Origin of the sequence: Flavobacterium sp. LMO8 (assembly GCF_009495755.1) — a bacterium.
In the GTDB taxonomy this organism is placed as follows: domain Bacteria; phylum Bacteroidota; class Bacteroidia; order Flavobacteriales; family Flavobacteriaceae; genus Flavobacterium.
In genome coordinates, this window is record NZ_WIBJ01000027.1 from 81,294 (window position 1) to 96,200 (window position 14,907).

Consider the following 14,907-nt stretch of genomic DNA (forward strand, 5'->3'; position numbering starts at 1 on the left):
TTCTTTATTCTATTTTCTTCTATAAAACCATTTTTTCAATTGGGCAAACTAAAATTCCTTCTGCTCCGGCTTCTTTTAATTGGTCAATGACTTCCCAAAATTTATCTTCATCAATTACGGAGTGAACACTACTCCAACCTTCTTCTGCTAAAGGCATAACGGTTGGACTTTTTAAAACAGGAAGAATTGTACTGATTTCAGAAATTTTGTCATTGGGTACATTCATCAAAATATATTTTGATTTTCTGGAACGTAAAACGGATTGGATTCTAAATTGAAGTTTCGAAACTAATTGCTTTGCTTCTTCTGAAATTTGTGGAGAAACCGCTAAAACGGCTTCGCTTTTTAAGATTACTTCTACTTCTTTTAAGCCGTTTTTAAATAAAGTGCTTCCGCTGGAAACGATGTCTACAATGGCATCAGACAATCCGATATTTGGGGCAATTTCAACTGAACCTGAGATTTGGTGAATATCAACGGAAATTCCTTTCGAAGAAAAGTAATCCACAACCGTTTTTGGATAGGAAGTGGCAACTCTTAATCCGTTTAAATCTTGAATTGAAGTATAATTAAAACCTTTTGGAACAGCAACAGAAACTTTACATTTGGAAAAACCTAATTTTTCTGCAATTTGAATATTTTGACCTTTTTCAACCAAAAGATTATCTCCTACAATCGCAATATCAACTACGCCATCAATCAAATATTGAGGAATATCGGAATTACGTAAATAATACACTTCTAAAGGAAAATTGGAAGCGGTAACTTTGAGTTGGTCGTTTCCATTGTACACTGAAATTCCACAATCTTTTAAGATTTGAATACTTTCATCGTGAAGGCGACCTGATTTTTGAATAGCAATTTTTAATGTGTTCATTTTTTTGTTTTTTATTTAAAAAAAGTACACCAAGGGATTTTAAAAAATGCTTAACAACAAAAAACCCGCTTGATGTACTCAAACGGGTTTCTGATTTATATGGATTAATTACATAACATCATTACTTCGCTTGAGCGGAGGTATGATGATGATGATGTAATTGATTTAAAAACATAATTTCTGTTATTATTTAACACCGCAAATATAACAACTAATTTTTCGAATAAACAAAAGTTTTTGAAAATTTATTTTTTGTTTAATGATCATCGTTGTCTAATTCTTGCTCTCTATTTTCTATTGAAGCTTTGCTATTATTAGCATTTTCTCTGATTTCAGTATGACGAATTTCACCTCCAGAAGTGCCAACATTTTTAGACAAAACGGCTGAACCAATGGCTAAAATTATAACAACATAAGAAACAATTGAAGCTTTTCCGTGTTTTTTAATGTTAGCAACTAATCCTAAAATAGAAAGAATTCCTAATACATAAAGTACTTTCATAAAGGTTTCAGCGATTTCTTCATGTTCGTGAATGATTTCGTGTGAAGTGCCTAATTCTTCAACAATTTCTTCTGCTCCTTCTCCTGTCATCATGGTTGCTTTTGCCATAATCATACAAAAAATGAACATTACATAAGCCGTATTAACCAAAATGGTGTGCTTTTTAAAAATCCCAAAGGCTAAAATTCCTATGCCAAAAAATAATCCAATGATTGGAAAATGATTAAAAACCATGTGCAAATGTGCTTGATTCATAATCTCTATTTTTAATTAGTTAATTCGAATACTCCTTTTGTTAGTAATTTTGTTTGAGCGTTAATAGTATCATCAAGCATAATTTCAATGAATTTTTCTGATTTTTCACCTACCGTAACAGCAACTTTTTTGAATTTATAATCTGATGTTTTACTGTTTAAAACCAATACATAATGTTTGTCATTTTCTGTAATGATTGCATCAGATGGAACTCCAAATCCTTTTTTAGCAGCTGTAATTATGTTAGCCTCTACAAACATTCCAGATAACAATTTTCCTTTTATATCAAGTGATAAAGTGCCAAAAACCGAAATCGTTCTATTTTTACTTTCTATCGATTTTCCGACTAATTGTACGTTAGAACTGAATTGTTCTTTACTTGCTTCGGGTACTTTAAAAGTGATTTTTTGACCTTGTTTTACATGTAAAATGTCTTTTTCAAAAATGCTTAAATTCAGGTGTAAATAATTGGTGTCTACAATTTCTAAAATAACATCTGATGGTGACATAAACATGCCAACATTTGCATTCATTACTGTTACATCACCAGAAATTGGTGCAGAAATTGTAATTTGTGAAGTAAATTTTCCACGCTCAACATTAGCTGGATTGATGTTTAACAACACTAATTTTTCGCCTAAGCCTTGATACATTCCTTTTGCTTGGCGGTAATCGCTTTCTGCTTTTAGATAGTTTTTTTGTGAAGTGATTTTTTCATTGTACAACGTTTTCTGGCGCTCAAATTCTGATTTCAAATAGTTAATTTGCTCGGCAACTTCTACATAATCCTTTTGTAAATCCAAATAATCGGTGTTTTCTAAGGTAATCAAAGCTTGTCCTTTTGCAACTTTATCACCAACTAATAATTTGGTAGCTTTAACATAACCGCCTAAAAATGTGGTTACTTTAGCTCGATATTGTGGTGGAACATCAATTTTTCCAGATGATTTGACTGTAACTTCGAAATCTTGTTCCATTGGTGAACCTATTTCCATTTTTGACGATTGAAATTGGGCTTCAGTCACCGAAATCAATCCGTCATCAACTACTTTTTCTTCTGCAATTTCTTGTTTGCATGAAAATAAAAGTGATGCTATTGTTGCTATGTAAAATAGTTTTTTCATTTGTAAATTATTGTATGTTAATATATTGTAAGTCTAATTGTGTTTTGTTGTATTGGTTTAGGGCATCTAAATAATCAACTTGAATAGTGGTTGCATTTTCTAAACTTTGTATGAATTGAAAAAAATCAATTTCACCATGTTTGTAACTCATGTTAGCTACTTTAATAATCTCTTGAGAAACTTTTTTTCCGTATTGATTATAGTAATCGATGGCTTGGTTGTATTGTTCTAATTCACTGTTTTTCTGGTTGATATGTGCATCAATTTTAATTAACTCATGTTGTTTTTGTTGTTCCCAAGCTTGTGTTTCTAATTTGGCAACTTTAGATTTAGCAACATTCCCATTAAACAATATTGGAACAGCAACACCTACTTGAAATCCATATAAAGATTGCGAAATTCCGCTATTTCTTCCTTTAAAATATTCCACGTTTAAATCGGGTAACCAATTCTGTTTTTGGAGTTGTTCATTAGATTTATATTTATTTGTAACAATTTCTAAATAAGAACTATACAATTCTTTACTTGAAGTGTTTAACGCATTATTGATAGGTTTAATCTCATTCGTTTTTACTTTAATTTTTTCCTCCGCTTGTACTAAAGCTTGCAATAATTCTAATTGCGCTTTTTTCTCTTTATCTAATTGCGAAAGTTTGGTTCTAATTTGTCTAAATTTAGCTTCTGCGGTTATTTTTTCCAAGTAATTGGTTTCTCCTAATTCAAATCTTCGGTCGCTTGCTTTAGAGAAATTTTGGTACAAACTATCTAAATATTTATATAATTTTTCCTGATGTTGCACATATACAATTTGATGATATACTTTTGAAACTTCTAATTTGAGTTTGTTTTTTTGCAATTCGAAAGAAGCCTTTTGACTTTCTAATTCGGCTTTATATACCTTTTTTTGAGCACCATAAACTGTTGGAAAAGCAAATGATTGCTGCACTCCAAATACTTTTAAGGGTTCGTTATTTAGCGCTAAATTATTTTGGTCATAGCTATAATATACATTCGTTTTATCAAAAGAATAAGCAGTTTTTACGTTTGCATTTGCTTTATCAATTTGCAATTGTCCAGCTTTTACTAATTTATTGTTTTGTAATGCTTTAGCCATAATTGAATCTAATTCCGCATTATTTTCTTGAGCAAAACCAAAACTTGTACCCAATAAAAATATCAAAATATAAGTTCCGTTTAGGTGTTTTTTGAATTTTGGTTTTTTGAATTCTTTCTCATCAAAAACTTTGAATAAAATAGGTAAAACAATCATGGTTAAAAGTGTTGCGGTGAACAATCCACCAATAACTACGGTAGCTAATGGGCGTTGTACCTCAGCTCCTGCCGATGATGAAATTGCCATTGGCAAAAACCCTAAAGCAGCTGCAGCGGCAGTTAATAAAACTGGGCGAAGTCTATCGGTGGTTCCTTTTAAAATTAGTTCGTTCATATCTTTCATACCACTGTGTTTCAATTCTTTAAAATGTTCAATTAGTACGATTCCGTTTAGCACTGCAATTCCGAATAATGCAATAAATCCAACACCTGCCGAAATACTAAATGGTAAATCTCGTATCCATAAATACAACACGCCACCAACTGCCGATAAAGGAATTGCTGAATACACCGTTAAAGCTTCTTTAATAGATCCAAAAGCAAAATGCAACAAAATAAATATTAAAAATAAGGCAATTGGCACGGCAATTAACAATCGGGCTTTTGCACTTTGTAAGTTTTCAAATTGTCCGCCATAGTTAACGCGATAGCCAGTTGGCAAATCAATTTCAGTATCAATAATTTGCTTAACATCATCCACAACACTCTGTAAATCGCGGTTTCTTACGTTGATTCCTACAATAATTCTTCGATTGGTATTGTCTCTTGAAATTTTAGCTGGACCTTCTGTATACTCGATAACAGCTAATTCTCTTAATGGAATTTGCTCGCCATTTGGAGTGGAAACATATAGATTTCGCAAGTCTTCAATATCGGTTCTGTTGGTTTTATCTAATCGAATGACCATATCAAAACGTTTTTCGCCTTCAAAAACGTTTCCAACGGTTTTTCCAGCGAATCCTAAAGCAATCATTTCGTTTAAATCGGCAATATTTAAGCCATAACGAGCAATTTTACTTCGGTCGTATTGGACGAACATTTGAGGCAAACCTTCCGTTTTTTCGATGATAATATCCGATGCACCTTCCACATTTTTAATTGCTTTTTCGATTTCGTGTGCTTTTTTGGCTAAAATATCTAAATCTTCACCAAAAATTTTAATGGCAACATCGGAACGAGAACCTGAAATTAATTCGTTGAAACGCATTTCAATAGGTTGTGTAAATTCGATTTCCATGTTTGGAATTTTCTCTTCTAAAGCCGCTTTTATTTTATCTGCTAATTCATCTTTGGAATCGGCAGAAACCCATTCTGATTTTGGTTTTAATTTTACGATAATATCACTTTCTTCCATACTCATTGGATCGGTTGGCACTTCCGCAGCACCAATTCTACTGACTACTTGAGAAACTTCTGGGAAATTTTTAAGAATTATTTTTTCAATTTTAGTCGTAGTTTCAATGGTCTTAGAGAGTGATGTTCCTGTTTTTAAAACGGGTTGAATTACAAAATCACCTTCGTCTAATGTTGGAATAAATTCTCCTCCCATAGTTGCAAACAATCCAATAGCTAAAAACAATAAACCAACAGCTCCATAAAGTACTTTTTTAGTATTGCCTAAAGCCCAAGTAATCACAGGTAAATACCAAGAATTCAATTTATTAATTAAACGATTTGAAATTGATTTTGGGTTTTCTTCTTGCGGTTTTAAAAACAATGAAGCCGCAACAGGAACGTAAGTAAAACAGAATAACATCGCACCAACTAAAGCAAAACTAAATGTCATTGCCATAGGTTTGAACATTTTTCCTTCTACACCTGATAAAGAAAGAATTGGAATAAATACTATAAGAATGATTAACTGCCCAAAAATAGCCGAATTCATCATTTTAGATGCACTTTTATAGGTAATTTGGTCAATTTCTAACTGACACTCTTCTTTGGCTAAACCGACTAAATGTCTGGATTTATGAGCAATTTGAAAAGCAATGAATTCAACGATAATTACGGCTCCGTCGATTATAATTCCGAAATCTATCGCCCCTAAACTCATTAAATTGGCATCAATTCCAAAAATATTCATAAAGGATATTGCAAATAATAAACAAAGTGGAATAACGGAAGCCACAACTAATCCTGAACGCCAATTTCCTAACAATAAAACCACAACAAAAATTACGATTAAACAACCTAAAATCAAGTTTTCAGCAACAGTAAACGTAGTTTTTCCTACTAATTCACTTCGTTCTAAAAATCCATTGATGTAAACGCCTTCTGGTAGTGTTTTTTCAATTTCAGTAACTCTATGTTTTACATCTTCAATTACTTGTTTTGAATTGCCTCCTTTTAGCATCATTACTTGACCTAAAACCTTCTCACCTTCTCCATTTCCAGTAATCGCACCAAAACGATTGGCATGACCAAATTGTACTTTAGCGATATCTTTAATATAAATTGGCAAACCAGAATCGTTTTTAACGACAATGTTTTCAATATCTTGAGCGGAATTTACTTTTCCTTCGCCACGAATGAAATAGCTTTGATTAGTTTTTTCAATATACGAACCACCAGCAATGCTATTGTTTTTTTCTAAAGCTGTAAAAACATCAGTTGTAGAAATGTTCATTGCCTTTAAACTTGCTGGATTGATAGCTATTTCATATTGTTTTAAATAGCCACCCCAAGTATTGATTTCAACTACTCCTTTGATTCCTGATAATTGTCTTTTTACGACCCAATCTTGAATGGTTCGCAAATCGGTAACCGAATATTGATTTTTGAATTCGGGTTTTACTTCTAAAGTATATTGATAGATTTCGCCTAAACCAGTGGTAATTGGTCCCATTTCTGGTGTTCCAAAGCCTTCTGGAATTTTTTCTGTCGCGGTTTTAATTTTTTCCGCGATTAATTGTCTGGGTAAATACGTTCCGATTTCTTCTTCAAAAACAATGGTTACCACAGATAATCCGAATTTTGAAATGGAACGTATTTCGGTTACACCAGGCAAATTCGCCATTTCAATTTCTACGGGATAGGTAATATATTGTTCGATATCTTGAGTAGAAAGATTGCGAGATGTTGTAATTACTTGTACCTGATTATTAGTAACATCAGGCACAGCTCCAATTGAAATTTGGAAAACTGAAAACAAACCAAATCCAACAACACCAATTGTAAATAAAAGAATTATGAGTTTATTTTTTAGACTGAAGGCTATAATTTTTTCTAACATTTTAGTAAATTTTAATATATGAAATGATATTTATCTTTTTAGAATAAACATGATTGAATCATCATAAATGAATCAATTATTAAAACAAAAATATTAGAATAATTTAGGAGGCAACCAAATTGAAGCAACCAAATTGGATTTAAAAGATTTATTATAAAAGAATTTCTTTTGAGTAGAAATTATAGATTTTACAACTTGAATTTGATAGGTAATTATAGAAAATGCAAATAATGTGCTTGACGAATTATCCAATGTTTTAAAGGGTAAATCTTCGTGATCTTGATTGTTATCGGCATTTTTAGAATAATGCGAAACAATATAATCAATAAATGAAATTGAATTTGTAGTTAATTCATTTTTATGTTCGTTGAAATGTTCTATTAAATTTGGAACTTTTAAAAATTGCCCGACTGATGTGTTTGCACACATAAATATCGAAATAAGAAAATAAGCAATTAATTTGTTCATTTTACACAATTTGAGCATCTTATAAAGATACTAAAAACTACAATACAAATGTAAAGAATATAAATAGGAAAAAACTTAAGAACTACTTAAGTTTGGCTAAAGGAAACTTAAAACAAAAGTGGTGCTTTGGTGTAATTTGCTTTCTACTGAGATTTCAAATTTTAGTAAATCACAAAGTCTTTTTACAATCGAAAGTCCTAAACCTGTGCCTTTAACTTCAGATTGATTTGTTACATCAGAGCGATAAAATGAATTGAATATTTTAGCTATATCAGTTGGAGCAATTCCAATTCCATTATTTGAAATTTTAAAGTTAATTTGATTGCCTTCATTGATTAAAATTATGGTTACAACCTCGTTATTATTTGAATATTTTAAAGCGTTTGAAATCAAGTTACTTATTATAATTGAAACCAAATAACTATCTGATTGAACATAAAAATCTTCTGAAAAATTTGTAATTACTTTGAGTTTTTTATGCTCTATTTTTTGAGAAAAACGCGTTAAATTATCTAAAATTATTGCGTTCAAATAAATGGTTTCGTTTTTAATATTTTGCTTTTGGTTTTCAAATCTTGCCAAAAGTAATAATTGATCTACCATATGATTCAAACGATCAACTTCTGATATACAAAAATTAATTTTTTCCTCATATTCTTCTTGGTTTCTTGGTTTTCTAATTAAAACTTCCATTGTCCCTTTCATTACAGCTAACGGCGTTCGTAATTCGTGTGAAGCATCAGAAGTAAATTGCTTTTCTCGCTCAATTGCATTTTCCACTCTATCTAAGAGATTGTTGATGTTTTGCGATAAAACATACAATTCGTCTTTGTTTACAGGAAGCGGAATACGTGTTTTTAAGTTGTCTTTTGTAATTTGACTTGAAGTATCAATAATTGTACTCACAGGTTTAATGCTTTTTCCTGCAAAAAATCTTGCTATTAAAAATAGTAGAAATAAAATTAAAGGATATGTAATTAATAAGATTTTTTTAAGAATTTTAACAATCTCAAAATCTTCTAAAGACATAGCAACAACCAAATAGCCAACAACTTTTTCTTTATTTATAATTGGAGTTTGAATTTGCCGAACCGGAATTCCGTTTAATTTAGTATCGGTAAATTTATCATTTTTAGTACTATCTAATAACGAAATATCTGTATTTTTTAAATTTGGAGATTTGTCTATGAGTTGCTTATTTGTGTCATAAAACTCCACAAAAACAGGATTTACACTGATAGAATTGTGTTCGCGTGCTCTCCATTGATCTACCTGAATTAAATAGGTGTCGTTAGAATCGGTAGAAACATCGTCTAAATGTTTGTGTAATTCTTCGTGAATTTCTTCATTAACGTGTTGGTTTACACTATATTTTACAATATTAAAAATAGAAAGAAAAACAATTGCAATAAGTATTGAACTGCTCAAGATATAGTTGAAAGCAATTCTGTTTTTAAATGAAAATGAAAAAAAATTAGTCATTTGCTATATATCCAACTCCGCGGATTGTTTTTATCAAATCTTGGTCTTTTGTGAGATTTAACTTTTTTCGAATTGCATTCATAAAAACATCAATAACACCTGTATCGTATTCAAAATGAATGTCCCAAACATCTTCAATGATTTTATTTCTTGTACAAACGGTTCCTTTATTTTTTATTAAATATTCTAATAGTTCAAATTCGCGTTGTGTTAGAGAAATTTCGCTATTATCAACAAAAACCTGAAATTTCGATTTATCTAATGTAATATTTCCCAAAGTTAGTATTTTGGCATCATCTTTTGTTCTAAAATGAATTTTAATACGCTCTAAAAGTTCTTCAAACGAAAATGGTTTTTTGATATAATCATTTGCACCAGCTTTTAAGCCTTCGATGGTTTCTTGAACCGTGTCTTTAGCCGTTAAAAAAATAATAGGCAAATTTGTTTTTTCATTTCGAATGTTTTTGCATACTTCAATTCCTTGCATTTTTGGCAACATCCAATCTAACAAGATTAAATCAACAGGCAATTCTATAGCTTTTTTTAAACCTTCTACACCATCAAAGGCTGTTGATATGGTATAATTTTCTTCTTCTAAACCTTGCTTTAGAAAATCTACTATACCTTTTTCGTCTTCAACAATTAGAATGTGCATAATAACAAATTATTGTTGAACAAATTTAATTCCGAAAGTAATAATGTTAGCATTTAAACCGTCATTTCTATCGTAATGATTAAATCGTAAATCCATATTTTTTAATCCAAATTTCCAAATTTTTGCATTAGTAAAAATATCGGTATAGTTTATGCCAAAACCATATTGATGTGCATCAAAAGTAGACAAATCGTAATCTGATGTATAGAATTTTTCAGTTGATAAGTGTGTTTCAAATGGAGCAAAATATTTTGATTTTTCTTGCGTATAATATCTGTAAGAAGGAAAAACGGTGAACTTTTCAGATAATTTAAAAGGTAATTCTATACTTGCTGTATTTGAAGTAATTCCCCAATCATCCCAATAGTATCTAAAATATGTTCTTACTGTTAATCGTTCATTCAAATAATAATTTAAACGCGCTCCAACAGGAATTTTAAAACGAGTATTTGGTAAACGCTCAATATCATCTGCTAATTGATAAACGCCTTCATTTTGAGTAGTTTCATAAACTGGAATATATTGAGCTTGTCCTATGTAGTAATTTGCTTTATCTGCAAAATATACTCTGTGATAAGGTGTTGATAACATTCCTTCTTGGTGTAGGATATCAAAAAATAATGAGAATTGCATTTTCTTAGTTGCTACTTGTGAAAAAACAAAAGAAGCAGCATATGAATTTCTATTAGTGGAGTTCCAAGTTGTAAAATCAGATGGTAAATAAGCTGTTGAAGCATTTCCATTTTGATCTAAAATTGTTACTCCGCTAAAAAAACCATTATTTTGAAACGTATTGCCATATTTTGCATATTCATGTAATTCAGTTGCATAAATTGGTCGCCATTGATCCAAATATACATTTCCTTTTACCGAAATTTCAGAATTCTTGTTATTAAATAATTTGCTTATTCCTCCACCAAAACCAATAGATGTGTAATCATATTCATTTGAAAAAGCAACATCTGCATTCCAAATAAAATTACGGTCATCACTACTATGGCTATAATTTACAACTACAGCCGTTAAAGCATCTTGAGCAGAAGCTCCAGATGATGCTTGCCAAGGTGTTCCATAAGGACCGTCGAATGGTGCTCTTCTGTCATCGTCATCATCATCGTCTCCACCAGAAGCACCAGAAGAATTAAAAGGATTAATGTTACTTGAAGATGCAGAAGTATATGCTGAAATTCCTAAATCTACAGTTAATACATCATCATCATTAAGAGGAATAGCAACAACTATATTAGATGCTAAATCTGTTAATTTTTCTGAACCCATACCTCCAGAAACAGAAGAATGTACTCCATCTTGTTTATAGTAACTCGCTAAAAAATCTACTTCGATAGATTCCAAAACACGTTTTTTGTAAGTTACATCAGTAGAATCTTTCTCTTGAGAAAAACCTATTGTAGTTGTAAAAAACAAAATTATTAAGCTTATTTTTTTCATAAAATTAATTTCCTAATTACAACCACAACCTCCACCTGTTTTTCCTCCATTTGCTCCAGAAGCAGCTTCTCTATATACTTGAAATGTAGTTTCATAGCGTTCAGAACTTCTCGCTGAAAGTTTCATTTCAGGATCGTTGATATATTGTTTGTCGTATTCTTTTACGGTGTTGCATGAAATAGCTGAAAAAACAACTATTAATACTAAAATTATTTTTTTCATTTACTGATATTTTTTAATGTCTATATTTTTTGAAACGTGAATTTTACCTTTATCATCAACAATAATGCAACCTATTCCGTTTAATTGATTGATTAAATCTAAACCTACTTCTACTCCTAAAACAAAAATTCCGGTGGCTAAAGCATCTGCTAATTCGGTTTGTTTTGCAAAAACGGAAACACTAACAATTCCGCTTGCAGGATAACCCGTTCTTGGATCGATAATATGTGAATATCGTTTTCCGTTGAACGTAACAAACTTTTCATAACTTCCTGAGGTTTCGACTGCACTATCATCTAATGGAAATGTAGCAAACACTTTGTTTTTATTCATTGGGTTAATAATTCCAACAGTCCAAGATTCACCATTAGGCTGTTTTCCCCAAGTATTGATGTCGCCAGAAACGTTGACTATTCCACTTTTACAATCTTTTTCTTGCAATAAAACTTTGATTTTATCTGCAATATATCCTTGACCAATTCCACCAAGTCCCAATTTCATTCCTTTGTCCTTAAGGAAAATTGTAGTGTCTTTTGGATTTAGAATGATGTTTTGATAACCCACTCTTTCGACTGATTTTTTAATAGCTTCTGGACTTGGCATTGTTGTCATACTTCCATCAAATTTCCAAATTTTATCCATAGAAGCATAGCTAATATCAAATGCTCCAGAAGTTAATTTTGAAATTTTTGTTGCTCTTTCAACCAAATCATACACTTCTTTATCCACTTTAACTGGTGTAATTCCAGCATTTTGATTCACTTTTGAAATTTGAGTCGTTGGAATCCAATCCGAAATTAGATTTTCAATTCGTTTTACTTCGTTCAAAGCCAAATCAGTGTATTGATTTCCCTGAATTGAATCTGTAGCAACAATCGTAATTTCAAACGGACTTCCTAACAAATTTTGTTTTTTCTTGAAAATTTGTTGCCCGAATGAATTACTTATTGATAAAGTGAATAAAAAAATTATTATTGATTTCATTTTTTCTCTAAAGCGTGAATCATTTTAATGTATTCTTCAGGAGAAACGTTCTTGAACCCCATTTTCCCTAATACTTTCCCGTTTTTATCCAAAACAACAACCAATGGAAAACTGCCTTCAAGATTATATTTTTCGGCTAATTTTCTGTTATGTTCTGTTTGTTCTTTTGGTAATTCGTTAGCTTTTTTTCTTGGAAAATTAGCTTTTACTAAAACCCATTGTTCTTTTGCTTCGTTTTTAAATGCTTCTGATTGCCAAATATTTTTATCTAATTTGATACAAGGCGCACACCAATCTGAGCCAGAAAAAACAATAATTACATTTTTATCTTGTTCAGAAGCCATTTTTTTTGCTTCTTCAAAATTGGTTTGCCAGTCTTGAGAAATAGCAAAATTTGTTATTGCTAAAGCAAAAAATAGAAATAATTTTTTCATTTGAATTTAATTTACATCAAATGTAACGAGAAATAAGGTTGATTGGTATTTTAGTTATTATAAATTAAGCCAAAATTAAGTTACAGTAAACCATTGTATTTTCTTATGAACCATTCTGTAGCCAAAGTTATTATTGCTAAAATTAATAACCAAATCCAATCGATAAGTGGTGATTTTTTAATGCTTTCTTTTTGGGTTGGAATATAATTTTCGTTTTCAAGTAACGATTTGATTAGATTTTCTATTTGATTTGGATAAAAAACGGTTCCATCAGTATTTGAAGCCAATTGCTCTAATCGCGATTTATCTGGATTTACGAATTGTTTTTCAATTTCAAAATCCAAGACTTCAAAACTTCCCGAAAAACTTGTATTTGATTGCTTTTCTGTTACTTTAAAAGAATAATTTCCTGCTTCTAAACCATCTAAATTTACTTTATAGGAATTGGTAGCTTTTAGTAAATCGTATTTTTTAGACGCTTTTGTTTTAGAATTTACAACTTTAATTGTTAGTTGTGCTTTATCGTCAAATTCGTAGTTTTTATTGAAATATCCAGCTGTAATTTCAATGCTTTCGCCCGAATTATAAAAACTTTCATAAGTAACATTTAAATTCTTTTTTGAAGCATTTGTTACTAAAAACTGAATGATTTTATCGGTAAACAAATCAAAATCTTCAAAAGATTTTTTGTTTAAATTGTTTTCTAAACGCCATTTCCAGATGTTTTCACCTAATAAATAAGCGTTTCTTTTACTACCATTTTCAGTAAAAGTCAATAACGGATTTTGCAATTGCACATTTCGAATTCGTGCCGAAAGTAGCGTATTTACATTGCTTTTTGCAACAATAGTTCCAAATTTATGTTCTAAAGGTGGAAAATTTTCAAAACCAATATTGGTTTGCGAAAACAAATTAAAATTTGAATCAAAAGTTGCCAAATAATCTTCCTTTTGCGCCGACATTTTAAATAATAAATCGTTTTGAACTTGATTTAAAAAGTTAAAATCAGTTGCAGTTCCAGTGATAATAAATGTATTGATTTGGGCAACTTTATTTTGCTCAAAAATAGCTTTAAAAGAAGTAATTGGTTGATATAAAATCAAAATATTATAATTCTGTAATGACTTTACTTCCTCAGGTTTTAGGATTGAAACTTTACGTTGCTGATTGGTTTCAATACTTCGTTTTAAAGCTCCTAAATCTGGATGATTTATTGCAGAAATTAAAGCAATTTCACTACGTTGGTCAATTACTTCAACTGCAAAATTTTTGGTATTGTTAACCGTATTTTTCTCTTTTATGTTAGAAGAAATCACCGCTTTATATTTGGCAATTCCAACCTTGTCTGCATTTAATAAAACAGAAATAGACTGTGCTCTTTTATCTTTCGAAAAACTAACGGTTTGTTTATGAATCGTTTGATTTCCATTCTGAATAGCAAAAGTGGTTGAAATTGTTTGATTTCCATTGTATTGCAAAAATACTTCAACTGGAAATTTATTTTTTAAAAAAGCGTATTTGTTAACGTTGATCTGATTGATTTTTAAATCAAAAACAGTTGTCGTATCTCCTAAAATAACAGGCAAAACACTTGTGTTTTCTTGAAAACTAAATACATAATCATTCCCCATGGTTTGATTTCCATCGGTAAACAAAACCACTGGATAATTGGTGTTTCTATATAATTGCTTTAAGTTTTTGGCAACACCATCAATATGCGATTGATTTCCTTTAAAATCTAATTGTTCTAATGATTGAAATTCGTCATCAAATGAAAACAATTGCACATCATATTTCTCATTAATAGCCTTATTGTCAGCTATTTTTTGATATAATTCTGACGCTTCATTTTTTGCATTTAATTCGGAAATTGATTTAGAATTGTCAATAACAATTGGCAAAGGAGTTTTCTTGGTTTCTGTAATTTTTCGACTGATAATGGGATTAATCAATAATAGAAAGATAGAAAACAGACTAACAAAACGCAAAAAAGCCAAAAACCAGTACAATTTTGACTGATTTTTGACTTTATACAAATAGTGATAAAACGACAATCCAGCAGCAATTAGTACTGATATGATAAGAAGTAAAATTGTGATTGTTGTCATTT

The 14,907-nt window shown here is 30.5% G+C and carries 12 protein-coding genes; all 12 read right to left on the minus strand.

What is annotated here, in order from left to right:
• Positions 1 to 19 precede the first annotated feature (19 nt).
• Positions 20 to 877 (minus strand): ATP phosphoribosyltransferase, encoded by an 858-nt coding sequence (hisG, locus tag GFJ94_RS03960; protein WP_153200292.1) that lies wholly within the window; start codon positions 875 to 877, stop codon positions 20 to 22.
• Positions 878 to 1,133: 256 nt separating this feature from the next.
• A complete protein-coding gene (locus GFJ94_RS03965) occupies positions 1,134 to 1,634 on the minus strand; it encodes a hypothetical protein (RefSeq protein ID WP_153200293.1) in 501 nt (166 codons plus the stop codon).
• An 11-nt stretch (positions 1,635 to 1,645) separates the two neighbouring features.
• Positions 1,646 to 2,758 carry an efflux RND transporter periplasmic adaptor subunit gene (locus GFJ94_RS03970; protein WP_153200294.1) on the minus strand — a complete coding sequence of 371 codons (1,113 nt, stop codon included), beginning with the start codon at positions 2,756 to 2,758 and terminating at the stop codon, positions 1,646 to 1,648.
• 7 nt (positions 2,759 to 2,765) lie between these two features.
• Positions 2,766 to 7,103, minus strand: a complete 4,338-nt coding sequence (locus tag GFJ94_RS03975) for a CusA/CzcA family heavy metal efflux RND transporter (RefSeq protein WP_153200295.1) — start codon at positions 7,101 to 7,103, stop codon at positions 2,766 to 2,768.
• A gap of 93 nt (positions 7,104 to 7,196) precedes the next feature.
• Positions 7,197 to 7,571, minus strand: a complete 375-nt coding sequence (locus GFJ94_RS03980; RefSeq protein ID WP_153200296.1) for a hypothetical protein — start codon at positions 7,569 to 7,571, stop codon at positions 7,197 to 7,199.
• 96 nt (positions 7,572 to 7,667) lie between these two features.
• Positions 7,668 to 9,053: a HAMP domain-containing sensor histidine kinase gene (locus GFJ94_RS03985; protein WP_153200297.1), complete on the minus strand. Its 1,386-nt coding sequence runs from the start codon at positions 9,051 to 9,053 to the stop codon at positions 7,668 to 7,670.
• Positions 9,046 to 9,708, minus strand: coding sequence for a response regulator transcription factor (locus GFJ94_RS03990; RefSeq protein ID WP_153200298.1), 663 nt, complete (start codon positions 9,706 to 9,708; stop codon positions 9,046 to 9,048). The genes GFJ94_RS03985 and GFJ94_RS03990 overlap by 8 nt, the downstream gene beginning before the upstream one ends.
• Before the next feature lie 9 nt (positions 9,709 to 9,717).
• Positions 9,718 to 11,157: a DUF3570 domain-containing protein gene (locus GFJ94_RS03995; RefSeq protein ID WP_153200299.1), complete on the minus strand. Its 1,440-nt coding sequence runs from the start codon at positions 11,155 to 11,157 to the stop codon at positions 9,718 to 9,720.
• A 12-nt stretch (positions 11,158 to 11,169) separates the two neighbouring features.
• The gene (locus GFJ94_RS04000) at positions 11,170 to 11,379 is read right to left on the minus strand and encodes a DUF4266 domain-containing protein (RefSeq protein ID WP_153200300.1); all 210 of its coding nucleotides are present in this window, start codon (positions 11,377 to 11,379) and stop codon (positions 11,170 to 11,172) included.
• A complete protein-coding gene (locus GFJ94_RS04005; protein WP_153200301.1) occupies positions 11,380 to 12,363 on the minus strand; it encodes an FAD:protein FMN transferase in 984 nt (327 codons plus the stop codon).
• Positions 12,360 to 12,797, minus strand: a complete 438-nt coding sequence (locus GFJ94_RS04010; RefSeq protein ID WP_153200302.1) for a thioredoxin family protein — start codon at positions 12,795 to 12,797, stop codon at positions 12,360 to 12,362. The genes GFJ94_RS04005 and GFJ94_RS04010 overlap by 4 nt, the downstream gene beginning before the upstream one ends.
• Before the next feature lie 80 nt (positions 12,798 to 12,877).
• Complete coding sequence (locus GFJ94_RS04015; protein WP_153200303.1) at positions 12,878 to 14,905, minus strand: hypothetical protein; 2,028 nt, start codon at positions 14,903 to 14,905, stop codon at positions 12,878 to 12,880.
• Positions 14,906 to 14,907: the final 2 nt, after the last annotated feature.